The sequence below is a fragment of the Streptomyces sp. TS71-3 genome (genome assembly GCF_018327685.1).
Classification (GTDB): domain Bacteria; phylum Actinomycetota; class Actinomycetes; order Streptomycetales; family Streptomycetaceae; genus Streptomyces.
Genome location: NZ_BNEL01000001.1, coordinates 2,211,200 through 2,235,732, shown reverse-complemented (window position 1 = coordinate 2,235,732; position 24,533 = coordinate 2,211,200). Strand labels below are relative to the sequence as shown.

Sequence of the window (24,533 nt, the reverse complement as noted above, 5' to 3'; positions counted from 1 at the left end):
TCCGGCTCTCCTGATCGTTGCTCGTGTGCTGCGGATGGTGTCGCGGCTCGGAACGCCGTCCGGAAGACGGCAGCGGGCCGGGGAGGGCAGAAAGCGCCCGTCCCCGGCCCGAGCCGGTGCTGCCTTGTGTCAGTGGACCTGGTCCACGTCGACGAGGTCGACGCGGATGCCACGGCCGCCGATGGCGCCCACGACCGTGCGCAGCGCGCGGGCCGTGCGGCCGTTGCGGCCGATCACCTTGCCGAGGTCGTCCGGGTGGACCCGGACCTCCAGGACGCGCCCGCGGCGCAGGTTGCGGGAGGCCACCTGTACGTCGTCGGGGTTGTCGACGATGCCTTTGACGAGGTGCTCGAGAGCCTCCTCAAGCATGCTCAGGCCTCGGTCGAAGCGGCGTCGGACGCAGCCTCGGGCTCGTCCGCCTTCTTGTCGGCCTTCTTCTTCTGGGTGATGGCCTCGCCCTTGGCCCCGTCGTCACCGGCGAGGGCTTCGAAGGCGGGCTTGGCGGCCTTCTCCGCGGGCTGGAGCAGCGGCGGGGGGGCGGGCTCGCCCTTGTGCTTCTGCCAGTCGCCGGTCTTCTTCAGGATGGCGAGGACGGGCTCGGTCGGCTGGGCGCCCACGGAGAGCCAGTACGCCACGCGCTCGGCGTCGACCTCGATGCGAGAGGGGTTCTGCACCGGGTGGTACAGGCCGATCTCCTCGATGGCCCGGCCGTCACGGCGGGTGCGGGAGTCGGCGACGACGATGCGGTAGTGCGGCGCACGGATCTTGCCCAGGCGCTTCAGCTTGATCTTGACTGCCACGGGAGTGGGTTCTCCTGGTTTGACGTGGTGGGGCACAGCGGATTGCCGCGTGGGGCTGCGGTACCCGAGTGGCCCGATGGACGCGTCAGCCGGAGGAGAGAGGGGTCCTATGCGGCTGTCGAGTACAGCCGCCCATTGTGCCACACCCAGAAGGCCCCCGAACCGCCGGTCGGGGCCCGGGGCGTGCGTGGAGGCGGGGCCGGGTGGCCCCCGGCGACGCCGGGGGCGTCGGCCGGGGCGGCCCTGGAGGGGCAGGGTCAGCCGTGAGGGGTCTGCCCTGTGTCGTGCGGCGGGCACGCGGGGAGCCCGCCGGGGTCGTCAGCGCGCCCCTGCGCCGACCACCTCCGGGATCTGGAAGGGCTTGCCGCAGCCCCCGCAGACGATGGGGGCCTGCGCCAGGACGGACGGCACCACGCGGACGTTGCGCCCGCAGTCGCACACGGCCTTGACGCGGACGCCGCCGCCGGACGAGCCGTGGCGGCCGGCGGGGCCGCGGAAGCTGCCCGTGGTGTCCTGCTCGGTGGCCGCCGAGTGCGCCTTGAGGGCGCGCTGGAGGCGCTCGATGGTGGGCCGGTAGCGCCTTCTGGCCTCGGGCTTGAGGCTGACCAGGGAGAAGCCGCTGCTGGGGTGGGGCTCGTCCGGGTGGTCGAGGCCCAGCTCCTCGGCGATGGCAAGGAATCTGCGGTTGTGATAGCGGCCGGCGCGGGACGTGTCACGCACTCCGCGGGCGGCGGCGATGCCATGGACTGCCTCGTGGAGGAGTCGCTCGAAGGAGAGTTCGGCGCCGCAGGCGGACGACGACTCTCCGATCAGTGCTTCGGGCGCGGCAAGATCTGGCAGTTCGGGGTGGTGCCGCTGAATTTCGGCCCATGCCCCTGCCAGCTCTGCGGCGAGAACAGGTGGTGTCGTGCTCACGTCGTGACAACGATCCGGGGTGCCTCTGTGTTCCGATTCCGGGGCATCCCAAATATTTTGCACTTACCGCTCAGTAAACCCTGATGTCCTGCGACGAGGACGTGCACGCTGATCTGCGGATATATCGCACAGCTCATATTAATGCAGCACGTAGTGAGACCAACGCAGTGACGCGTAGGCAAAATCCGCACGCCGGGACGTTCGGCGTGTGCGCCGTTTCCTTGTGCGCGAATGTGACGCCGCCGCGCTCTTCGCGGTTGCACGCGCGCGTGCAGCACGTCAGGGCCGTGTAGGCGTTCAGGCCGCACCTGCCCGGGTCACGGGCGCTGCTGCGGCGCGGTGTCACCGGCGCCCCCGCGGCCCGGGATCACGGGCACTGCCCCGCGCCGCGGACAGGAGGTCGACGGCTGTGCGGCTGCGGGCCGGTCAGTAGGCGCGTCCCACCAGGGCGACATTACCGGGCGCGTCGTCGGCGTCCGGAACCGCCCCGTCCGGGGTGGTGAGGCACCGGACCGTGACGGCGTGCTCGGCGAGCCTGTCCTCCCCCGACTCCCCCAGGGCCGCCCAGGGGATGCGGGCCAGGCCGCCGCCCTTGGCGGCCGCGATGGCCTCCGAGACGCCGGTGACGTCCACGGTGCGCGATGCGCGGTGGTCGCGGGACTGCCGCAGCAGGAGGGCCTGGTCGGCCTCCAGGAGCTCCGGGAGCAGCTCGGGGAGGCCGGCGCGCCCGACGGTCTCCTTGCCGCCGGGGATCCGCCGGGCCAGCGTCACGGTGCCCTCCGCGAGGTCGCAGGGGCCGACCTCGACGCGCAGCGGCACGCCCTTGAGCTCCCAGTCGACGGCCCGGCGGCCGAAGGGGGTGTCGGTACGCTCGTCGACGTGCGCCCGGATGCCCGCGGCCGTCAGCGCGGCGCCCAGCTCGCGGACCTCGGCCAGCACCGCGTCGTCGTCCTTGACGGCGAGGACCACCGCCTGGACGGGGGCCAGCCGGGGCGGGACGCGCAGCCCGTGGTCGTCGCCGTGCGACATGATCAGCCCGCCGACCAGCCGGGTGGACGCGCCCCAGGAGGTCTGCCAGACGGGTTCCTCCCGGCCCTCGCGGGAGAGGTAGCGGATCCCGAAGGCCTTGGAGAAGTTCTGGCCGAGCTCGTGGCTGGTGCCCATCTGGAGCGCCTTGCCGTCGCCCATCATGGCCTCCAGGGTGAGCGTGTTGACGGCTCCGGCGAACCGTTCCCTGGGTGTCTTGCGGCCGAGGACGACGTCGACGCCGAGGACGTTCACCATGAAGTCGGCGTAGACCTCGCGGTGGATGTGCGCCGCGTACTCGCGGGCCTCCTCGCGGGTGGCGTGGGCGGTGTGGCCCTCCTGCCAGAGGAACTCGGTGGTGCGCAGGAACACCCGCGGGCGCATCTCCCAGCGGACCACGTTCGCCCACTGGTTGACGAGCAGCGGCAGGTCGCGGTAGCTCTGCACCCACCTGGCGAACGACGCGTTGACGATGGTCTCGGAGGTGGGCCGTACCACGGCGGGCTCCTCCAGGTCCTTGCCGCCGCCGTGCGTGACCACGGCCAGCTCGGGCGCGAAGCCCTCGACGTGCTCGGCCTCCCTGGTGAGGTACGACTGCGGGATGAGCAGCGGGAAGTAGGCGTTCGCCGCGCCCGCGGCCTTGATGCGCGCGTCGAGTTCCTGCTGCATCCGCTCCCAGAGGCCGTACCCGTAGGGCCTGATGACCATGGTGCCGCGCACGGGGCCGTTCTCGGCGAGTTCGGCCTTGGTGATGAGGTCCTGGTACCAGCGGGGGAAGTCGTCCGCCCGGGGGGTGAGTACGGGTGCCTTGGCCATGGCGCGCATGCTACGGCCGCGGGCGCGGCGGAACGCTCTTCTGCGCCGGCGGGAGTGGCGGCGGCTTCCCCGGGGCGCGCCGGGCGGAAGGCGCGGTGCGGCACGCCGGTACGCGGGTGGGCGGCGATCGGCCGCCGACATGCCGGACCCCGGCGCGCGGCTCGGCGCTGCCGGGGTTCCCGTGCTCGGTGGCGGGGCTCAGCCCATGAACTTCTTGAACTCGTCGGGCAGCTCGAACTTCCCGTCGTCGCCCTGGTCGCCCGGCAGGCCGAGCGCCTGGCCCTGTGCGGCGGCCTCGCGGCGCGCGGCGGCCTCCTGCTCCTGCTGCTTGCGCTTCATCGGGTTGCCGGAGCGCTGCTTGCCCTTGGCCTGCTTCTGCTTCTTGCGCTGCTTGCCGGGCCCGCCGCCCATGCCCGGGATCCCGGGCATGCCCGGCATGCCGCCGCCCTGGGCCATCCGCGACATCATCTTGCGGGCCTCGAAGAACCGCTCCACCAGGTTCTTCACCGCGCCGACCTCGACGCCGGAACCACGCGCGATACGGGCCCGCCGGGAACCGTTGATGATCACGGGGTCCTGGCGCTCGCCGGGGGTCATGGACTTGATGATCGCGGCGGTGCGGTCGACCTCACGCTCGTCGACGTTCTGGATCTGGTCCTTGACCTGGGCCATGCCGGGGAGCATGCCGAGCAGCTTGCTGATGCTGCCCATCTTCCTGACCTGCTCCATCTGGGCGAGGAAGTCGTCGAGCGTGAAGTCCTTCCCCTTGGAACTGGACAGCTTGGCCGCCATCTTCTCGGCCTCTTCGCGGCTGAAGGTCTGCTCAGCCTTCTCGATCAGGGTGAGCACGTCACCCATGCCGAGGATGCGGGACGCCATGCGGTCCGGGTGGAAGGCGTCGAAGTCGTCCAGCTTCTCGCCGTTGGAGGCGAACATGATCTGACGGCCGGTGACATGGGCCACCGAGAGCGCCGCGCCGCCGCGAGCGTCGCCGTCGAGCTTGGAGAGGACCACGCCGTCGAAGCCGACGCCGTCCCGGAAGGCCTCCGCGGTGTTGACGGCGTCCTGGCCGATCATGGCGTCGACGACGAAGAGGATCTCGTCGGGGCTGACCGCGTCGCGGATGTCCGCGGCCTGCTGCATCAGCTCCTGGTCGATGCCGAGCCGGCCGGCGGTGTCGACGATGACGATGTCGTACTGCTTGCTCCGCGCGTGCTCGACGGAGTCCTTGGCGACCTTCACGGGGTCGCCCACGCCGTTGCCCGGCTCGGGGGCGTAGACGCCCACCTCGGCGCGCTCGGCGACGACGGTGAGCTGGTTGACGGCGTTCGGGCGCTGGAGGTCGCAGGCGACCAGCAGCGGGGCGTGGCCCTGGCTCTTCAGCCAGCGGCCGAGCTTGCCCGCCAGGGTGGTCTTACCGGAACCCTGGAGACCGGCCAGCATGATCACGGTCGGGGGCTGCTTGGCGAAGCGCAGGCGGCGGGTCTCGCCGCCGAGGATGCCGATCAGCTCCTCGTTGACGATCTTGATGACCTGCTGGGCAGGGTTCAGCGCCTGGGAGACCTCGGCACCGTTCGCCCGCTCCTTGACCTGCTTGATGAAGGCGCGCACCACCGGCAGCGCGACGTCCGCTTCCAGGAGCGCTATGCGGATCTCACGCGCCGTGGCATCGATGTCCGCCTCTGAGAGCCTGCCTTTGCCTCGTAGGGACTTGAAGGTCGCGCTGAGGCGGTCGGAGAGCGTATCGAACACGGCGGTGTCGGTCCTTGGAGTCGGCAATGGTCTTCGTCGTCCCCAAGGGTATCGGGCCGGGCGGCCAATCGTGCCGGCCCGTGTGACGCGCGCTACGCGGTCGCCCGGTCCGGCCGCCCGGCGCGTGCGGGCACGCGGGCCCGGATGACCTCGCTCACCCAGGTCGTGACGGCTCCGCCCGCGCCGGCCGGGACCGCTCCGGTCAGGCCCGCAGCACGGCCTCCAGGGAGCCGGCCACCGCGTCGGCCCGCTCCGCGCCCAGCGGTTGGCCGTCCGTGTCGGTCACGTAGAAGGCGTCGACCGCGTTCGCGCCGAGCGTGGACACGTGGGCGCTGCGCACGCGCACGCCCGCCGCGTCCAGGGCGCGCCCCACCCGGTGCAGCAGCCCCGGAGCGTCCTGGGCGCGCACCTCGATGACGGTGGCGCGGCGCGATCCGGTCGGGGCGACGGTCACCCTGGGTGGCGGCGGGGTGCTGCCGCGGCGGCGCGGGTACGCGGCGTCACGCTCGGCGAGGCGGCCCGCGATGTCGAGGGTGCCGTCCAGCGCGCGTACCAGGTCGGCACGGAGCCGGGTGGCCTGCGGCAGCGAGCCGTACTCGGCGGCGACCCGCCAGTCCAGCAGCAGGACGGCGCCGGGCGTGCGGGCCGTGTCGGGTAGCCGGGTTCCGTCGGGCGTGCGGTGCGCGTCGAGGCCCGCGGTCTCCTGTACGACGCCGTCTGCGGGGGCGCCGGGCTCCGTCGCTCCGGCGCCGTTCACGAGAGCGTACGGAAGGTCCTCGATGCGCAGTTCAGCGGTGCGCACCGTCAGCCGGTGCAGGGCGAGCACGCCGGCGACGGTGGGCAGTACCCCCGGCTGTTCGGGGACGGCGATCAGCAGTTCGGCGCCGAGCGGTTCCGGTTCGCCGGGCGCTCCGGTGTCGCCCGCCACCTCCGCGCCCTGCGCGTCGCCCGCGTCCTGCGCGCCGTCGCCTGCCTCCGGCCGGGCGCGCAGCCGCAGGACGGGACCGCCGGTGCGGACCGCCTCCATGGCCAGCCGCTCCTGCTCGGCGGTGGGCTCGGACGGCTCCGGAGCGGCGGGCGCCCGGCCCGAGAGGACCGCTGCGGCCCGCCCGACCAGGTCGGCCACGAGCCCGCCGCGCCAGGTGGACCAGGCGGCCGGCCCGGTGGCGAGCGCATCGGCCTCGGTGAGGGCGTGCAGCAGTTCCAGGGTGCCGGTGGAGCCGACCGCCTCGGTGACGGTGCGGATGGTCGCGGGGTCGTCCAGGTCGCGCCGCGTGGCGGTCTCGACGAGCAGCAGGTGGTGGAGGACGAGCGTGGTGATCACGGCGGTGTCGGCGGCGTCGAAGCCGACGGCGGCGGCGATCCGCGTGGCGAGCGCGGCGCCCGTCTCGGAGTGGTCGCCGGGGCGGCCCTTGCCGATGTCGTGCAGGAGCGCGGCGACCAGGAGCAGGTCGGGGCGGCCGACCCGGCGGGTCAGCTCGGCCGCGCGCACCGCGGTCTCCACCAGGTGCCGGTCGACGGTCCAGGTGTGCACGGCGTTGCGCTGCGGGCGGCAGCGCACCCACTCCCAGTCCGGCAGCAGCCTGCTGATCAGGCCCTCCGCGTCCAGGGCCTCCCACACGTCGACGGTGGGCCGGCCGGCGCCGAGCAGCGTCACCAGCCGGTCGCGGGCCTCGGCGGGCCAGGGAGTGGGCAACGGGCGGGTGGTGGCGGCGAGCCTGCGCACGGCGTGCAGGGAGAGGGGCAGGCCTGCCTGGGCGGCGGCCGCGGCGGCGCGCAGCGGCAGGACGGGGTCGTGCTCGGGGCGCGCGGTGCGCGCGAGCACGGCCTCGCCGTCCTGCTCGACGACGCCTTCCGCGAGCGGGCTGCGCTCCGGCTGCGCCCCACCGCCCCGGCCGAAGCCGCTCCGGCTGAGGACGCCCCGCAGCCGGGGCCGCAGGGAGCGGGCGCTCAGCACCCGGCCGACCTCGCGCCAGGTGACGTCACTCGCGTAGGAGATGGTGCGGGCCGCCTCGTAGACGGTGCGCAGCAGGGCGTCCGCGTCGGGCAGGCCGAGGCCGGCGGCGACCTGTTCCTGCTCCTGGAGGCTGAGCCGGTCGGTGGCGCGGCCGGTGACCATGTGCAGGACGTCGCGGGTGTCGAGCAGGGTCCGGCGGGCCTCGGCCAGGCCCTCGCGGGGGGCGTCGGCGAGCCAGGAGGCGGCGACCGCCCGCAGCGCGGTGGCGTCACGCAGCCCGCCGCGGGCCTCTTTCAGGTCGGGTTCGAGGAGGTAGCGCAGTTCGCCCTGGCGGGCGGCGCGCTCGGCGCACAGCTCGCGCAGCTCGGGCAGCCGCTTCGTGGCCTGGTTGCGCCAGTCGGCGAGGAGGGTGGTGCGCAGTTCAGCGCTGAGCCCGGGGTCGCCGGCGAGGTGGCGGGCGTCCAGCAGGCCGAGGTGGACCTTGAGGTCGCCGCCGGCGGTCTTGCGGGCCTCGGCGGTGGTGCGCACCGAGTGGTCCAGGTCAAGGCCCAGGTCCCAGACGGGGTACCAGACGCGGTCGGCGAGCGCGGCCACGGCGGCCGGGTCGGCACGGGAGTCGTAGAGCAGCAGGAGGTCGAGGTCGCTGCGCGGGGACAGCTCGCCGCGGCCGTAGCCGCCGACGGCGATCAGGCTGACGCCGGGCAGCCCGGCCGCGGCACCGGTGAACAGGCGTGCGAGCCACGAGTCGGTGAGGCCGGCGAGCGCGGCACGGCGCGCCGGACCGGGCTGCCCGTCCTCGGTGAGGAGACGCAGCCGGGCTGCCGCGTAGCCGTCGGGGGTGGGGGCGGTCTCGGGGGGGTCGGGACGCTCGTCGAGGGCGTGGTTCTCGTCGATCCGCTTCTCGTCGATCCGCTTCTCCTCGGTCCGCTTCTCCTCGATCCGCTTCTCGTCTGCGGGCTGTTCTTGCTCGTCCCGTTCGTCCATGCTGGTCACCGGTGACTCCTGTGACTGCCGGCGTCGGCGTCCGGTCTCATCGGCTCTGCTGTGGCCGGTGCGCCTTCTGTTCGTTGTGGGGCGGGGCCGCGGGGGATGTCCGTCCTCGGTCCGGCGTCCTCTGTCGTCCGGAGGGTTCTGTGGGCGTGACGCCGGCCGCTGCGGGTGGACATCCCCCCGCGTTCCCTCCTGTCTCGTACGCGGCTGCGGGCCGGTGGGAGTGCGCCTCCGGCGCTGTGCTCCCCGCCACGACTCTGCCGTGTGTTGCGGGGGCGACCGGCCGCCGGGCCACCGGATGCCGGCGGCCGGTCGCTGCTCCGGGGTGGTCGTTGTGCCGCCGGGCCCCTGACCCCCAGCGGCCGGGCCGCCTCAGAGCGCGTCGGGCCCGCGCTCGCCGGTCCGGACCCGGACGGCAGCGTCGACGGGCACGGACCAGACCTTGCCGTCCCCGATCTTGCCGGTCCTGGCGGCCTTGACGATGACGTCGGTGACGTGTTCGGCGTCGTCGTCCTCCACCAGGACCTCGATGCGGATCTTGGGGACGAGGTCGACGGTGTACTCGGCGCCCCGGTAGACCTCGGTGTGGCCGCGCTGGCGGCCGTAGCCGCTGGCCTCGGTCACGGTGAGGCCCTGCACTCCGGAGGCCTGGAGCGCCTCCTTGATCTCGTCGAGCCGGTGGGGCTTCACGACGGCGGTGATCAGCTTCATGCGTCGACCTTCCTGGCCTCGGCGTGTTCTTCGACAGGCGGGACGAGGGAGACGTTGCGCTGGACGGTGCCGCCGCCGGCGCCGCTGAAGTCGTACGCGGTCTCGGCGTGTTCGGTCTGGTCGATGCCGGAGACCTCGTCGTCCTCCGTGACCCGCATGCCGAGGAGCTTGTCGACGAGGAAGGCGAGGACCGCGGAGACGACCAGGGAGTAGCCGAGGACCGCGAAGACGGCAGCCGCCTGCTTGCCGAGCTGGTCGAACCCGCCCCCGTAGAAGAGGCCCTTGGCGTCGGACTGCACGCCTCCGGTGGCGAAGAAGCCGATGAGCAGGGAGCCCACCACACCGCCGACCAGGTGGACGCCGACCACGTCGAGGGAGTCGTCGTATCCGAGCTTGTACTTGAGGCCGACGGCCATGGCGCAGAGCAGGCCGGCGATGGCACCCACCGCTATCGCGCCGAGCGGGCTGACGGCACCGCCGGAGGGCGTGATGGCCACGAGTCCCGCGACGGCGCCGGAGGCGGCGCCGAGCGTCGTGAAGGCGCCGTGCCGGAGCCTCTCGTAGATGAGCCAGGCCAGCATGGCGGCGGCCGTGGCGACCTGGGTGTTGAGGAACATCACGGCACCCACGCCGTCGTCGTTGCCGAGCCAGGAGCCGGCGTTGAACCCGAACCAGCCGAACCACAGCAGGCCTGCGCCGAGCATCACGAGCGGCAGGCTGTGCGGGCGCATGGGGTCCTTCTTGAACCCGACGCGTTTGCCGATCACAAGGATGACGCCGAGCGCCGCGGCGCCGGCGTTGATGTGCACGGCGGTGCCGCCCGCGAAGTCGATCACCCCGAGCTCGAAGGCCCAGCCGCCGCTGCCCCAGACCCAGTGGGCCACGGGGAAGTAGACGACCGTCACCCAGAGCGCGATGAACAGCGCCCATGCGGTGAACTTCACCCGGTCCGCCAGGGCGCCGCTGATCAGCGCGGGGGTGATGATCGCGAACATCAGCTGGAACACGGCGAAGACGTAGATCGGGATGGTGTAACCGGGCCAGAGCTGGGTGAGGCCTATGCCGCTCAGCCCGAGGAAGTGGCCGTCCCATCCGAGGAACCCGCCATGGTCGGTGCCGAATGCGGCGGAGAAGCCGTAGAGCACCCAGAGGATGGTGACGATGCCCAGGCTGATGAAGCTCATCATCAGCATGTTGAGGGCGCTCTTGACGCGGACCATGCCTCCGTAGAAGAAAGCGAGGCCCGGTGTCATGAGCATCACCAGAGCGGAGCAGATGAGCATGAACCCGGTATTGGCGGCGGACAACTGCGGGGTGTCCGCAGCCAGGCTGATGCCTGGGGGCATCGGTGTCTCCTCGTCGTCGGTCGGCCCGTCCTGCGGGCCTGGCGAGTGCGGTCGTGAGGGGGGCCGGCTGGTTCGGTGAGCGTCGCGCAGCGCCGTTTCGGTCGATGCCGCAGCATGTTTCGCATCGGTGACGAAGAGTCCGTGCGTGTTACGCGCGGATGAACCGGAGTGTCCTCCGGCGGTCGGTTCGTTAACGTGCCGCGCCCATGACGGAGCGGCGCCCACCCCCGTGCCTCGAAGGCCTGGGAAGTACTCCCAGGCCTTCGAGGCACTCCCGGAGGGGTGAGCGCCGCTCGTCGTGTACCGCTTTCGTGCGCGGCTCGTCGCGCAGCTCGTGCGCGGTGGCCGGCCGCCCGGTGCGGGCGCGGCCGGTAGGCGTCAGGTGGCCGTCGCGGCCTCCGGGAGCTGCGCGGCGAGCTGGTCGGAGAGGTCGGCGACGGCCGTGAGATCGCCGTAGTCGCGCGTGATGGTGTCGACCGTCGTGCGGATGCGGGTGTTGACCCGCTCCGAGCGGACCCTCTTGGCGAGGCCGAACGCCTCGCGGGTGAGCGCGGCGCTCTCCTCCGGCTCCTGCTTCAGCAGGTGCACGGTGGCGAGGCCGATCAGGTTGAGGGCGTAGGAGCGCTGGTGCTCGCGGTCGGGCGCGAAGAGCTCGACGGAGCGTGCCATCGCGGGCTCCGCGAGGGTGGCGTAGGTGGGGCTGCGGCCCGCGATGCGGGCGAGGTCGCGGTAGGAGTGGCCGTTCTCGCCGTGCAGCTCGGCCTCGGTGAAGAAGCGGATCCAGTCGGGCTCGGGCTCGGTGGTGTCGGCGGCGTCGGCGAAGGTGTCCTCCGCCATCCGGACGGCCCGCTTGCACTTGCCGGGCTGGCCCATGTTGGCGTAGGCGCGGGCCTCCATCGCATACAGCATGGACTGGGTGCGCGCGGAGGCCGAGTCGCGGCTGCCGTACTGGGCGAGGTGGATGAGCTCCAGGGCGTCGTCGGGCCTGCCGAGGTGGATCATCTGCCGGCTCATGCTGGAGAGGATGTAGGACCCGAGTGACTTGTCGCCGACTTCCTTGGCGGCGTGCAGGGCGAGGACGAAGTACTTCTGCGCGGTGGGCTGCAGGCCGATGTCGTAGCTCATCCAGCCGGCCAGCTCGGCGAGTTCGGCGGCGACCTTGAAGAGGCGCTTCCTGGTGGGCTCGGTGTGGCGCTCCTGGAGGAGGTCCGTGACCTCGTGGAGCTGTCCGACGACGGCCTTGCGCCGCAGGCCGCCGCCGCACTGGGCGTCCCACTTGCGGAACATCACCGTGGTCGTCTCCAGCAGCTCCAGCTCCGGGTCGGAGAGGCGGCCGGGGCGGCGCGGGGTGGCCTCGGCGGCCGGCTCGGCCGCGGGGGCGGCCGGCGTGGGCACCAGCCAGCGCTGGAGCGGCTCGACGAGTGCGGGCCCCGCGGCGAGCGAGAGGGAGGTGCCGAGGAATCCGCGCCGGGCCAGCATGAGGTCGCTGCGGGAGAACTCGCTGATCATCGCGACCGTCTGCGGGCCCGTCCAGGGCAGGTCGACGGAGGAGGCGGAGGGGGGCTTGTGCGGGGCGCGCAGGCCGAGGTCCTCCACGGCGACGACGCAGCCGAAGCGCTCGGAGAACAGGTCGGACAGGATCCGCGGGATGGGCTCGCGGGGGTTCTCGCCGTCGAGCCAGCGGCGTACGCGCGAGGTGTCGGTGGAGATGTGGTTGGCGCCGAGCTGCCGGGCTCTGCGGTTGACCTGGCGGGCCAGCTCGCCCTTGGACCAGCCGCTGCGTACGAACCAGGAGCCGAGCAGCTCATTGGGCCGCTTCTCGGCATGCGCCGTGCCACATTCGCCCCTGCCGACCACTGAACGCCCCCATTTCCGAAGCCCACTTGTGTGTGCGGTGCGTGTCCAGCCGTACCAGATTGCCATGCCGCGCGGCAGTCCGTCCGGTGCGCGGAATTCCCGGATAGCGGGATAATTCGCCGAGGTCATGGCCTTGCGCGCATTTCCACCGGAATCCGCCCGGCACGGGAGCCACATGCCGTCGGCATAGTCGCCGACGCGGCCTGTCCCGGATTGTGTACTGAAAGTAACGCCGCAGTCACCCATTCGGCCAGGGAGATTATCGAAACGCCACCATTCGCCACCCCTTCGAATGAACTCGCCGGGCACTCCGCACGATTCACTTGACACGGCATGCCCGAAAGGGCGGCGAACCGGCAGCGGTTGGACGGGAGCACGCGGGGGCGCGAGCACGCGCGCAGTACCACCCGTGGCACCACCAGACGCCGCCATGAGGACGCCATGACAGGACGGCTTCCGGGACAGAGGACAGAAGTGAGAACAGAGCGTCACGGGACGATTCCAGGACGTAACCAGCGGCGCACCGAACCCGTTGGAGGGGGCATGGGTTTCACGATCGGCGGCAGCCGCGAGCTGCGGTCGGGCTCGCGTCGCCGCGGCCGCGCCTCGGAGTGCACCCTGGTGGCCGAGTTCACGGGCCTGTGGGGCTGGGACGTCGTGCCCGGCGCCCGGGCCGCCGCGCACACCTGCTCCTGTGGACGTGCCGGCTGCCCGGCACCCGGCGCCCACCCCTTCGACTTCGCGCCGGTCGTGCCCGCCGGGGCCACGCTCGACGAGGTCGGCAAGGTGTGGGCCCGCTTCCCCGGGGCGGCCGCGATGCTCCGGGTGGGAGCGGCCTTCGACGTGATCGAGGTCCCGGAGGCCGCCGGGCGGCAGGCGCTGGTGCGGCTGGAGCGGATGGGGCTGCCGCTGGGGCCCGTGGCGCTCACTCCGAGTGGCCGTGCGCAGTTCTTCGTGGCACCGGGCGCGGCGGCCGAGCTGCCGGTGCTGCTGTACCGGATGGGGTGGGACGGGGCCGAGCTCGACCTGTGCGGCCTGGGGGCCGGCGAGCACATCACCGCTCCGCCGTTCGACCGGGGCGGGCTGGGGCCGGTGCGCTGGCTGCGGGCCCCCGACGTCGACATGGCGAGTGCGGTGCGCGAGCCGCCCGAGGCGCGGCTGCTGCTGGGGACGCTGGCGTACATGGCCCACCGCGCGCCGCTCGGCGGCTGCACCGGCGTCGCTGACTGAACCCGCGCGGGGCTGAACCCGTATCGAGGGCCGAACCCACGGCACCGGCCGGCGGCCGGTCCCTCTCGGGTGGTCGGCCGCCGGCCGGCGGGGTCCTGCGCTGTCGTCCGCGCCTCTCCAGTTTCGATGCGCCGCACTCTCAGGGACGCACCCTCAAGTGCCGATCAGGGCGTCCACGAACGCTTCGGGTTCGAAGGGGGCCAGGTCGTCCGGGCCCTCGCCGAGGCCGATCAGCTTGACCGGCACGCCCAGCTCGCGCTGGACCGAGATGACGATGCCGCCCTTGGCCGTGCCGTCCAGCTTGGTGAGCACGATGCCGCTGACGTCCACGACCTCCGAGAACACCCGCGCCTGCACCAGACCGTTCTGGCCGGTGGTGGCGTCCAGGACCAGCAGCACCTCGTCGACCGGGGCGTGCTTCTCGACGACCCGCTTGACCTTGCCCAGCTCGTCCATCAGGCCCGTCTTGGTGTGCAGCCGGCCCGCGGTGTCGATGAGGACGACGTCGGCACCCGTCTCGCCGCCCTGCTTGACGGCGTCGAAGGCGACGGACGCCGGGTCGCCCGCCTCGGGGCCGCGCACGGTACGGGCGCCCACCCGCTTGCCCCAGGTCTGGAGCTGGTCGGCGGCCGCGGCGCGGAAGGTGTCGGCGGCGCCGAGGATGACGGACTTGCCGTCGGCGACGAGGACGCGCGCCAGCTTGCCCGTCGTGGTGGTCTTGCCGGTGCCGTTGACACCGACGACGAGCACGATGCCCGGGGTGTCGAGGCCGGACTCGGTGTGCACGGTGCGGTCCAGGTCGGTGCCGACCAGCGTCAGCAGCTCCTCGCGGAGCAGGGCGCGCAGCTCCTCGGGGGTGCGGGTGCCGAGCACCCGTACGCGCTCCCGCAGCCGGCCGACCAGCTCCTGGGTGGGCGCCACGCCGACGTCGGCGGTCAGCAGGGTGTCCTCGATCTCCTCCCAGGTGTCGTCGTCGAGGTTGTCGCGGGACAGCAGCGTGAGCAGTCCCTTGCCGAGCGCGGTCTGCGACCGCGAAAGGCGGGCGCGCAGCCGCACCAGGCGGCCCGCGGCGGGCTCGGGCACCTCGATGGCGGGCGGCGCCTCGGGCTCGGTGACCACGGGGGCCGGTGGCTCCGCCTCGGCGGTCGGCGCGCCGCCGTCCTGGGGGGCGCGGCCTGGCTCGCCGCCCTCCTCCGGAGCCTGGGGCCGCGGCGGTGCGGTGATGTCGGGGGTCTGAGTGGGTGCCTCGGCCTGCGGGGGCGTCCGCTTCCTGCGGCTGCCGATCACGAGCCCGCTGACTGCGCCGATCACGACCACGGCGATGACTACAGCAAGGATGACGATTTCCATAACGCCCCCAGTATCAGGTATCGGGGTGCTCCGGGGCCCGGGGCGCCACCCTGATCTCCCGGACGTCCGCCCGGCGACCGCTGTATGCGTGGTATGCCTCGGTGCCGCACCGCCGGACCGGGCCCCGAGGGGGGCGCCCGGCGGGCGGGGAGCGGCCGCTCCCCGCGGCGGCGACCGCCCTTGCCGGGCCCGGCTCCTCCGCTTCTCTCCGTGGCGCTACTCCCGGACAGCCTTCACTCCCGGACAGCCTTCGCCCCCACCCGGCCGTCACTCCCGCCGAGCCCCTCACCCGCGCCTGCCCGCGCCACGCGCCCGCACCGGTCCTGGACGCGCGCGGAGGCGCACGCGGCTCGATGCCCCCTGACCGCGGATTTGGACTTTTCTCACATATATCCGCGTCTCTCTGCGCGAACTCGGGAGAAGTCTCACAGGACGGTGCAATGGAACGATGGAGAGCACGACACCGGTGGCAGGGGGGACCACGACACCGGTGGCAGCAGACGAAGACCCCACACGACCCCCACGAGGGATGGGAGACCCGACAGGTGAGGTTCCTTCTCGAAGTCGACATCGACGACACGCCGCCCGACGCGGACCCGGCCCGGGAGCTCGGCCGCATCCTGCGCTACTGGGCCGGCAACCTCCGCCACTACGACCTGGGCGGCGGCGCGGGCTCGGCCGTCCACGACTCGGCGTACCGCGAGGTGGGCCGCTGGACCGTCACCGGCACGCAGGCCCCGCCCGCGCCGGCACCGCACACCCCCGGGCCCGAGGCCCCGTAGCGGTCCGTACGAAACCGCCGCCCCGGCTCGGGCTCTGGCCGGGCCGGGGCGGCGGACGGATCGAGGAGACGGGCGGCGGGGACGTTAGCCCATCTCCTCCAACGCCTTGCCCTTGGTCTCCTTCACGAACCTGATCGTGAAGGGAATGGAGAGCACGGCGAAGACGGTGTAGATGACGTACGTGCCGGAGAGGCTCCAGTCGGACAGCGACGGGAAGCTCGCGGTGATCGCCCAGTTCGCGATCCACTGGGCGCAGGCGGCGACGCCGAGCGCGGCCGCGCGGATCCGGTTGGGGAAGATCTCGCCGAGCAGGACCCAGACGACGACGCCCCAGGAGAGCGCGAAGCAGAGCACGAAGAAGTGCGCGGCGATCAGGGCGACCCAGCCCTGCGTGGCCGGCAGCTTGCCGTCGACGAGGGGTGCCGAGAACGCCCAGGCCAGCAGCGCGAGCCCGACCGCCATGCCCGTCGAGCCGATCAGCGCGAGCGGCTTGCGGCCGATCCGGTCGACGAAGATCATCGCGATCACGGTGCCGAGGATGTTGATGATCGACGTGGTGAAGGAGTAGAGGAACGACTCCGTCGGGTTCACTCCCACCGACTGCCACAGCGTGGCCGAGTAGTAGAAGGCGACGTTGATGCCGACGAGCTGCTGGAACGCGGAGAGCCCGATGCCGATCCAGACGATCGGCTTGAAGTAGGCCCGGCCGCCGAGCAGGTCGCGGAAGGTGGACCTGTGCTCGCGGCGCATGGCCTGCTCGATCTCTCCGAGCCGGGCGTCCAGGTCGGTGCCGGGACCCTCGATGTCGGCCAGCACCTCGCGGGCCCTGGTCTGCTTGCCGGCGGAGATCAGGTAGCGGGGCGACTCGGGGATGGCGAAGGACAGCAGCCCGTAGAGGATGGACGGGATCACCATCACGCCGAGCATGACCTGCCAGGCCTCCAGGCCGAGCAGGGAGCCGCGCTGGTCGCCGTGCGCCGCGTTCAGCAGGCCCCAGTTGACGAGCTGTGAGAGCGCGATGCCGACGACGATCGCGGCCTGCTGGAACGAGGCGAGCCGGCCCCGGTAGGCGGGCGGCGAGACCTCGGCGATGTAGGCCGGGCCGATGACGGAGGCCATGCCGATGGCGAATCCGCCGATGATCCGCCAGAGGGCGAGGTCCCACAGCGCGAACGGCAGCGCGGAGCCGACGGCGCTCACGGTGAAGAGTACCGCGGCGATCTGCATGCACCGGATCCGGCCGATGCGGTCGGCGATCCGGCCCGCGGTGGCGGCCCCGATCGCGCAGCCGATCAGCGCGATGGCGATGACCTGGGCCAGGGCGGCCGAGCCGACGTCGTAGCGGGAACGGATGGCTTCCACGGCTCCGTTGATGACGGAACTGTCGTAGCCGAAGAGGAAACCGCCCATGGCGGCCGCCGCCGCGATGAAGATCACATGCCCGAGGTGTTCGGGATGCGCTTCCCTCGCGGACTGTGTTGCCGTTGTGCTGGTCACTGGCCACTCCTCATGCCGTAGGCAACACTGCCGCGGTGGCGGCTGGGTCCCTCCGTGGCGCACACCAACAGGCCACGCACCACCTGAACGTAAAAACAACGTTGCCGAGACTATGTCTTCAAGTATCGAAGTCAATAGGTGGGGTCCTTGAATTTACCTTCCATTGAAGAGGGCGGCTGGATTCAAGGAATGAACGAATGGTCGCTATCAGTGCTCTGACCAGGGCAGGGAGACACCACCACCCGGAGCCGGTGGTCCCCTGCGTGGCGGCGGCCACGGCACGCTCCGACCGCTGCGGCACCCGAGCCTCGTACGGCGCCGGTTCCTGCCCGGCCGCACGTCGAGATCCGGCCAGGCAGGCAGGTGCCGGGCCGGATCTCAGCGCAGCCGCTGGCTGATCACCTTGGAGACGCCGTCGCCCTGCATCGAGACGCCGTAGAGGGCGTCGGCGACCTCCATCGTGCGCTTCTGGTGGGTGATCACGATGAGCTGCGAGGCCTCCTGCAACTCCTGCATGATCCGGATCAGCCGCTGGAGGTTGGTGTCGTCGAGCGCCGCCTCCACCTCGTCCATCACGTAGAACGGGCTGGGGCGCGCCTTGAAGATCGACACGAGCAGCGCCACCGCGGTCAGGGAGCGCTCGCCGCCGGACAGCAGGGAGAGCCGCTTGACCTTCTTGCCGGGGGGTCTCGCCTCGACGTCCACGCCGGTGGTCAGCATGTTCTCGGGGTCGGTGAGGATCAGCCGGCCGTCGCCGCCGGGGAAGAGCCGCGAGAAGACGCCCTCGAACTCCCGGGCCGTGTCCCGGTAGGCCTCCGTGAAGACCTGCTCGACGCGTTCGTCGACCTCCTTGACGACCTGGAGGAGGTCGGCGCGGGTCTTCTTGAGGTCCTCCAGCTGCTCGGAGAGGAACTTGTGGCGCTCCTCCAGCGCGGCGAACTCCTCCAGCGCCAGCGGGTTGACCTTGCCCAGCTGCTGGTAGGCCCGCTCGGCCGCCTTGAGCCGCTTCTCCTGCTGGCCGCGCACGAACGGCGTGGGTCTGTTGCGCGGGTGCTCGGGGTCCTCGGGAAGCTCCTCGCCCTCGGCGGGCAGGGACGGCGGCACGAGCTGGTCGGGTCCGTACTCGGCGATCAGACCTGCGGGTTCCACGCCCAGTTCCTCCAGTGCCTTCGTCTCCAGCTGCTCGATACGCAGCCGCTTTTCGGCACCGAGTACCTCACCGCGGTGAACTGAATCCGTCAGCTTGTCGAGTTCGGACTTGAGGTCGCGGCCCTGTGCGCGGGCGGCGGTCAGTTCCTGCTCGCGGGCCGCCTTGGCCTGCTCGGCCGCGGCGCGTTCGGCGTCGGCGCGCCCGACGGAGACCTCGACGTGGGCCAGCAGTTGCCGGGCGCCGCGTGCCACCGCGTCGGCGACCGTGGCCTCGTGGCGCAGCCGGGCCTTGCGCTGTTCCGCACGCGCGCGTGCCTCTCGTTCGGCGCGTGCCGCGCGGTCGAGCGAGTCGGCCCGGCCCGCGAGGCCCTTGACGCGCTCCTCGTGGGTGCGGACCTGGAGGCGGGCCTCCATCTCGGTCTGCCGGGCGTTGGCGCCGTCGGCGGAGAGCCGGTCGCGCAGGGAGGTGTCCGGCTCCTCGTCGCTGCCCGCGGTCTCCTCCGCGATGGCGAGGCGTTCGGCCAGTTCCTCGGCCTCCTCGGTGGCGCGGTCCAGCGCGTCCTGCGCGCGGGCGGCGGCCGCGGCGGCACGCTCGGCCTCCCCCGCGGCTCCCCTGGCCTGCCCGGCCAGCCGGCCGAGCTGCTGCGCCACGGACGACTTCTCCCGGTCGACCACGCGCCGGCGCTCGGCCAGCTCCTCCACGCGGGCCGCACACTCCTTGCGCCGCCCGGTGGCCTCCTGCTGGGCGGCCGTCAGCTCCTCGCACCGCTCCGCCAGCTCCTCCAGCTCCGCGGCGGCCTCGTCCACGGACGCCTGGACCTCCAGGAGGCTGGGGGCGCCGGCGGAGCCGCCGTGTGCGAAGTGCGCCCCCAGCAGGTCGCCTTCACCGGTGACGGCGGTCAGCTCGGGGTGGGCGTAGACGAGGTCCTCTGCGTCCTCCAGGGTGTTCACGACAACGATGCCGCGGAGCAGGCGCCGCACCGCGGGCATCAGCTCTGCGGGGCCACGCACCAGGTCGGCGGCCCACGGCGAGCCGCTCGGCGCGGCCTCGGGCACCCGGGCCGGGGCGGTTTCGCCGGCCTGGGCGGCGTCCGCTCCCGCGGGATGCGGGGCCTGCTCCCCGGCGAGCAGCAGCGCGGCACGTCCGGCGTCCTGCTTGCGCAGCAGGCGGATGGCCTCCGCGGCCGACGCCGGGGTGGCGACGGCGATCGCGTCCGCGGCGGCCCCGAAGGCCGCGGCCACCTGGACCTCGTGGCCGGGGGTCACCGTAAGGAGTTCCGCCGCCGGTCCGAGCAGGCCGGTCAGCCGGTCCTGGGCCGCGAGCAGGGCGCCGCTGCCGTCCTTGCGGCGCAGGCCGAGGGCCAGGGCCTCGTGGCGGGCGGCCACGGCGGCACGCTTGCGCTCGGCGGCGGTGGCGGCTTCCCGGGCGGCGCTCGCCGCGTTCTCCGCCTCCGCCAGCGCGCCCTTGGCCGCCTCGTGCTCCCCGGCCAGCTCCTCGTCACCGGCGTCCAGGCCGTCGACCTCGGCCTTGAGCTGCTCGTACTCCTCCTGGGCGGTGACGGCGCGCTCGTGCGCCTCGTCGCGGGCGGAGGCGAGGCGGTCGATCTCGGCCTGGGCGGCCGCGGCGCGGGAGCGGGCGGCGCCGGCCTGGGCGCCGAGCCGTGCCAGCCCCTCGCGGCGGTCGGCGATGGCGCGGGCGGCGTCCTTGAGGCGCCGTTCCTCCAGGGCGAGCTCCCGCTCCAGCTCGGCGCGGTGCGAGACGGTGTCGTCCAGGGCGCGTTCGGCGGCCTCCAGGGCGGCTTCCAGCTCCGCCTCCTGCTCGCGGATGCGGGCGGCCTCGCGCTCCAGGTCCTCGGGGTCGCGCCCGCGGCGCTCCTCGGGCTGCTGGGAGGTGGCGCTCTTCACCCGGGCGTCGGCCAGCGAGATGGTGCCGCGCACCCGCTCGGCGAGCTGCGACAGCTCGTACCAGGTCTGCTGGGCGCGCTGCAGCCGGGGAGAGAGCCGGCGGACCTCGTCCTCCAGCGCCGCCTCCCTGCCGAGGGCCGCCTTCAGCTCGGCCTCGGTGCCCTCCTTGCGCTCCTTCAGCGCGGCCTCGTCGGCGACCTCGGTCTGCAGGGCGGTGCGCATCTGGACGAGGTCGTCGGCGAGCAGGCGCAGCCGGGCGTCGCGCAGATCGGCCTGGATGACGGCGGCGCGGCGGGCGACGGCGGCCTGCCGGCCCAGCGGTTTGAGCTGGCGGCGGAGCTCGTCGGTGAGGTCCTGGACGCGGGCCAGGTTGGCCTGCATCGCGTCCAGCTTCCTGAGCGCCTTCTCCTTGCGCTTGCGGTGCTTGAGGACGCCCGCGGCCTCCTCGATGAACGCGCGGCGGCCCATCGGGTCGGCGTGCAGCACCGAGTCGAGCTGGCCCTGGCCGACGATGACGTGCATCTCGCGGCCGATGCCGGAGTCGGAGAGCAGGTCCTGGATGTCGAGCAGCCGGCACGTGTCGCCGTTGATCTGGTACTCGCTGCCGCCGTTGCGGAACATGATCCGCGTGATGGTGACCTCGGCGTACTCGATGGGCAGCGCGCCGTCCGTGTTGTCGATGGTGAGGGAGACCTCGGCGCGGCCGAGCGGGGGGCGCCCGGTGGTGCCGGCGAAGATGACGTCCTCCATCTTGCCGCCGCGCAGCGACTTCGCACCCTGCTCACCCATGACCCAGGACAGCGCGTCCACGACGTTGGACTTGCCGGAGCCGTTGGGTCCGACGACGCAGGTGATGCCCGGCTCGAACCGCAGCGTCGTCGCCGACGCGAACGATTTGAAGCCACGCAGGGTCAGGGCCTTGAGGTGCACGTCGCCGCACTTTACCTTCCGGTCGCGCTGCCCCTGAGTGAACTCGCGGTTTCACCCAGGAACGTGCAGGGCACACCAGACCTTGAAGGAAGGGGAACAGAAGGACTCAACCCCGTGGGCGGTGGGGCCATGGGGCGGTCGAGGACCGGCAGCGTGGGCCGCCCCCTCAAGGAGCCGGCCGGGCTGGACCGGACCGGACCGGTGGACGGTGCACCGAAATGGGGTAAGAAAGAAGGGACGCCGAAGCGTCCCTTGCAGAACGGGTCGCCGCTGGGGGCAGCCCGTCCATCGATTCAGCAGAGCAGAGCGTGGGTCAGGTGAGCGCAGGCTCCGCCTGGGGTACGTCGACGCTCTTCAGGAGCGAGTCGCCGTCGTGCGAAGCGGCAGCCGCAAGTGCGTCGTTCTCCGCCTGGATGCGTACGAGCTCGGATTCCAGGTCCTGGACGCGCTGCTGGAGCCGTCGCATCTCGGCGAGGAGTCGAGGGTCGGAGCCGCCGACGTAACCGAGAAGCGCCTTTGCCATGATGGATGGTCCTCCACAATGAGTGACCGACCGTAGCGGTGTGGGTCGTGTATGAGGGATCTTCGCTCCCGCGGTGTCCGGCTTCTTCTGATTCGTACTGCCGCTCTCGACGCCAAACAGTTAAGGTGCGCGGGGCTTCCAGAGTCTCACCAAAAAGTTTGACGGTCAACACGATCAAGCCCCGGCGGGCGGGCCGCCCGGTAGCGCGCAAGGGCGTGGATGCGGCGCGGCTACTGCTTCGGTGCCCGGGAGGCGGTAACACGGGGAAGATCATCTTGGCCTGCCCGGCCGCCCGGCGGCAAGCCCCTCCATCGGCACCGACCAGCCGATTCTTGTCTGTGACGCGCCTGTGGACGGCCTTGCATGCACCGCGGTGCGGTGCGTCGTCACCGCGTGTCAGTCCTCCTGGAACCCTTCGAAACCGCCGCGTGACGTGTCCCAGATCTCAGTGACACCGTCGACCCTGCCGGGCGTGTCGCCGCCGCGCAACCACTCGAGCAGCCGCTCGGCCCTGTCCCGGGGGCCCTCCGCGACGACCTGGACCCGGCCGTCCGCCAGGTTCCGGGCAACGCCGCTCAGGCCACCGATCTCCTTCGCCTTGGCCCGTGTGTACCAGCGGAAACCCACTCCCTGCACCCGGCCGCGTACCCAGGCGGTGAGCCGCACGTCCTCGTTCATGGCTGCACGCTAACCGCCGAATCGGTCCGCGGGCACCTCCGTCGCCACCGGCATGGGGTAGCGTCCCCATCCGTGACGTCTCACTCGTCCGAGTGAAACTTCGATGGAAACCGCGGGGATCTGGAGGCGAGAACATGGGACGCCATCGACGCTCCGACGCCGGACGCGCCACCACGGACCGGGGGCCCGCCGCCACGGTTCACGGCGCCGACCTCGGCGAGCGGCCCCTGTCCGGCGCGCACCGGCACCGCAGGCGCGGGTCCACCGCGGTCCGCACGGGCCTGCTGGGCGTGTCCGCAGCGGTCGCCATGGGAGCGGTCGCGGTGGCCACGGGAGTGCTGCCCGGCGGCGGCTCGTACTCCCTCGGCGGTGACGACGGCTCGGACCAGGTGCGCTCGGCCGGCACCCCGACGGGTCTCGAAACCCAGGGCGGCACCGGCGGGCGCGTGGACGGCACCGGGACCGCGCACCCGGACCGTGCCACCCGCCATGCCGCGTCCCCTTCGGCGAGACCTTCGCCGTCCGGGGACCCGGCCGCCTCGAAGACGGCCGGCAGGACACCGGCCGCGCACACTCCGGCCGGCCGGACCACGCCTGCGCCGGCCACGCACGGCACCGGCGGCTCGGCTCCGTCGAGCGCCCCCACGACCGCCTCCGCGCCCGCGCCCACCGCGACGACGGCGTCCAAGGAGAGCGCGGCCGAGGCCCAGGTACTGAGCCTGGTGAACCAGGAGCGCGGCAAGGCGGGCTGCCAGCCGCTGCACTCCGACAAGGCGCTGGCGCAGCTCGCGGGCGACTTCAGCACGGAGATGGCCGCCGAGGGCTTCTTCGACCACACGGACCCGCAGGGCCGCTCCCCCTGGGACCGGGCCGCGGCGGCCGGCATACACGATCTGGGCGGCGAGAACATAGCCCGCGGGCAGGCGGACGCGGCGGCGGTGATGGACTCGTGGATGCACAGCGCGGGCCACCGCGCCAACATCCTGAACTGCCAGTACGAGAGCATCGGCGTCGGCGTCCACTACGGCTCCGGCGGGCCCTGGTGGACCGAGGACTTCGGCTTCTGAGGACTGCTCCGGCTGGGGCTGCCCTGCCTGGGACTGCTCTCGCTTGGGCTGCCCTGGCTGGAACTGCTCTCGCTTGGGCTGCCCTGCCTGGGACTGCTCCGGCTCGGACCGCTCTCGCTTCCGAGGACTGCTCCGAGAGCCGGCTTCGGCGTCAGGGCAGCGCCGGGCGGAGCGCCGCGGGGCGCGGTGGGCGCTGGCAGCGGGGGCAGAAGTAGCTGGAGCGGTTCATCCAGGGCCGGCGGCGCATGGGCGTGGCGCAGCGGCGGCAGGGCTCGGACTCCCGGCCGTAGGCGTCGAGCGAGCGGTCGAAGTAGCCGGACTCGCCGTTCACATGGACGTAGAGGCTGTCGAAGCTGGTGCCGCCCACGGCGAGCGCGGCGTTCATCACATCGCGTACGTGGCCGAGGAGTTCGGCGGTGCGGGGGCGGGTGAAGGTGGCGGTGGGCCGCTCGTAGTGGAGCCTGGACCGCCACAGCGCCTCGTCGGCGTAGATGTTGCCCACTCCGCTGATCAGCGACTGGTCGAGCAGGGCACGTTTGATGGTGCTCCGCCTGCCGCGCAGCGCGGTGTGGAAGGCATCGGCGTCGAATCGCGGGTCGAGCGGATCCCTGGCGATGTGCGCGATGACGTCGGGCAACCCGTCGGGGGTGGTCTCGTGCAGCGAGAGGCCGCCGAAGGTGCGCTGGTCGACGAAGCGGAGCTCGGTGCCCCCGGCTTCCGCGACACCGGGCGCGCCGACAGGCGCCATGGTGTCCGTGAAGCGGATCCGGATGCGCAGGTGCTTCTCGTCGGGGGCGTCGTGGGGCTTGATGAGCATCTGGCCGCTCATGCCGAGGTGGGCGAGGACCGCGAAGGGGGTGTCCGCCAGCGGCAGCCAGAGGTACTTGCCGCGGCGCCGCGGCGTGTCGAAGCGCAGGCCCTTCAGGCGGTGGACGAAGTCGTCGGCGCCGGGGGCGTGGCGGCGGATGGCGCGGGGGTGGAGGACCTCGGCTTCGGCGATGGTGCGGTGCGCGGCCCACCGGGCCAGGCCGCGGCGGACCACCTCGACCTCGGGGAGCTCGGGCATGTTCTCCTCCTTGGCTTTGCCGGGGCCGCGTTGGCCTGCCGGGGGCACGCGAAGCGGGTTCCGCGGTCGGTGCCGGTGGTCTGGATACGACCCCGACTGCCCCTTTGGGCCGGTGGCGACCCGACGGTGTCGTCGTGGTCCGTCGCGCGGTTCCCCGCGCCCCTGAAGGACGGGGCTGCGCCCCGA

Annotated in this window: 18 protein-coding genes; 3 read left to right on the top strand and 15 right to left on the bottom strand. The window is 72.6% G+C overall.

Going from position 1 to position 24,533, the window contains the following annotated elements; genetic code table 11:
- Positions 1–129 precede the first annotated feature (129 nt).
- The 9 genes from Sm713_RS09160 to Sm713_RS09120 form a co-directional block, all read right to left on the bottom strand.
- Complete coding sequence (locus tag Sm713_RS09160; protein ID WP_018850017.1) at positions 130–369, bottom strand: RNA-binding protein; 240 nt, start codon at positions 367–369, stop codon at positions 130–132.
- 2 nt (positions 370–371) lie between these two features.
- Entirely contained in the window at positions 372–800 is a 429-nt protein-coding gene (gene rpsP, locus Sm713_RS09155) for a 30S ribosomal protein S16 (protein ID WP_212909147.1), read from the bottom strand.
- Positions 801–1,118: 318 nt separating this feature from the next.
- Complete coding sequence (locus Sm713_RS09150; protein WP_212909146.1) at positions 1,119–1,715, bottom strand: hypothetical protein; 597 nt, start codon at positions 1,713–1,715, stop codon at positions 1,119–1,121.
- 426 nt (positions 1,716–2,141) lie between these two features.
- Positions 2,142–3,557, bottom strand: a complete 1,416-nt coding sequence (gene proS, locus Sm713_RS09145) for a proline--tRNA ligase (RefSeq protein ID WP_212909145.1) — start codon at positions 3,555–3,557, stop codon at positions 2,142–2,144.
- A gap of 198 nt (positions 3,558–3,755) precedes the next feature.
- Positions 3,756–5,309 carry a signal recognition particle protein gene (ffh, locus tag Sm713_RS09140; protein ID WP_212909144.1) on the bottom strand — a complete coding sequence of 518 codons (1,554 nt, stop codon included), beginning with the start codon at positions 5,307–5,309 and terminating at the stop codon, positions 3,756–3,758.
- 202 nt (positions 5,310–5,511) lie between these two features.
- Positions 5,512–8,250, bottom strand: a complete 2,739-nt coding sequence (locus Sm713_RS09135; protein ID WP_212911884.1) for a [protein-PII] uridylyltransferase — start codon at positions 8,248–8,250, stop codon at positions 5,512–5,514.
- Positions 8,251–8,628: 378 nt separating this feature from the next.
- The gene (locus tag Sm713_RS09130) at positions 8,629–8,967 is read right to left on the bottom strand and encodes a P-II family nitrogen regulator (RefSeq protein WP_212909143.1); all 339 of its coding nucleotides are present in this window, start codon (positions 8,965–8,967) and stop codon (positions 8,629–8,631) included.
- Positions 8,964–10,313, bottom strand: coding sequence for an ammonium transporter (locus Sm713_RS09125; RefSeq protein WP_212909142.1), 1,350 nt, complete (start codon positions 10,311–10,313; stop codon positions 8,964–8,966). The genes Sm713_RS09130 and Sm713_RS09125 overlap by 4 nt, the downstream gene beginning before the upstream one ends.
- A 378-nt stretch (positions 10,314–10,691) precedes the next feature.
- A complete protein-coding gene (locus tag Sm713_RS09120; RefSeq protein WP_212909141.1) occupies positions 10,692–12,170 on the bottom strand; it encodes a hypothetical protein in 1,479 nt (492 codons plus the stop codon).
- 543 nt (positions 12,171–12,713) lie between these two features.
- Between Sm713_RS09120 and Sm713_RS09115 the strand changes: the two genes are divergently transcribed.
- On the top strand, positions 12,714–13,400 hold the full coding sequence (locus tag Sm713_RS09115; RefSeq protein ID WP_212909140.1) for a bifunctional DNA primase/polymerase: 687 nt from the start codon (positions 12,714–12,716) through the stop codon (positions 13,398–13,400).
- Positions 13,401–13,553: 153 nt separating this feature from the next.
- Here Sm713_RS09115 and ftsY read toward each other — a convergent pair whose 3' ends face one another.
- Positions 13,554–14,750 carry a signal recognition particle-docking protein FtsY gene (gene ftsY / locus Sm713_RS09110; RefSeq protein ID WP_212909139.1) on the bottom strand — a complete coding sequence of 399 codons (1,197 nt, stop codon included), beginning with the start codon at positions 14,748–14,750 and terminating at the stop codon, positions 13,554–13,556.
- 545 nt (positions 14,751–15,295) lie between these two features.
- On the opposite strand from ftsY, the gene Sm713_RS09105 reads away from it, so the two are divergent.
- Positions 15,296–15,532 (top strand): hypothetical protein, encoded by a 237-nt coding sequence (locus tag Sm713_RS09105; protein WP_212909138.1) that lies wholly within the window; start codon positions 15,296–15,298, stop codon positions 15,530–15,532.
- A gap of 84 nt (positions 15,533–15,616) precedes the next feature.
- Here the strand turns inward: Sm713_RS09105 and Sm713_RS09100 are convergent, their stop codons facing one another.
- The 4 genes from Sm713_RS09100 to Sm713_RS09085 all read right to left on the bottom strand — a co-directional run bounded on the left by Sm713_RS09100 (position 15,617) and on the right by Sm713_RS09085 (position 22,214).
- A complete protein-coding gene (locus Sm713_RS09100) occupies positions 15,617–17,029 on the bottom strand; it encodes a sugar porter family MFS transporter (protein ID WP_212909137.1) in 1,413 nt (470 codons plus the stop codon).
- A 378-nt stretch (positions 17,030–17,407) separates the two neighbouring features.
- A complete protein-coding gene (gene smc / locus Sm713_RS09095; RefSeq protein ID WP_212909136.1) occupies positions 17,408–21,013 on the bottom strand; it encodes a chromosome segregation protein SMC in 3,606 nt (1,201 codons plus the stop codon).
- 313 nt (positions 21,014–21,326) lie between these two features.
- On the bottom strand, positions 21,327–21,536 hold the full coding sequence (locus Sm713_RS09090; RefSeq protein WP_212909135.1) for a hypothetical protein: 210 nt from the start codon (positions 21,534–21,536) through the stop codon (positions 21,327–21,329).
- Positions 21,537–21,932: 396 nt separating this feature from the next.
- Positions 21,933–22,214, bottom strand: a complete 282-nt coding sequence (locus tag Sm713_RS09085; RefSeq protein WP_212909134.1) for an acylphosphatase — start codon at positions 22,212–22,214, stop codon at positions 21,933–21,935.
- A 134-nt stretch (positions 22,215–22,348) separates the two neighbouring features.
- Here Sm713_RS09085 and Sm713_RS09080 point away from each other — a divergent pair, with 134 nt between their 5' ends.
- Complete coding sequence (locus Sm713_RS09080) at positions 22,349–23,281, top strand: CAP domain-containing protein (RefSeq protein WP_212909133.1); 933 nt, start codon at positions 22,349–22,351, stop codon at positions 23,279–23,281.
- A 151-nt stretch (positions 23,282–23,432) separates the two neighbouring features.
- On the opposite strand, the gene mutM is transcribed toward Sm713_RS09080, so the two are convergent.
- A complete protein-coding gene (gene mutM / locus Sm713_RS09075) occupies positions 23,433–24,347 on the bottom strand; it encodes a bifunctional DNA-formamidopyrimidine glycosylase/DNA-(apurinic or apyrimidinic site) lyase (protein WP_212909132.1) in 915 nt (304 codons plus the stop codon).
- Positions 24,348–24,533 lie beyond the last annotated feature (186 nt).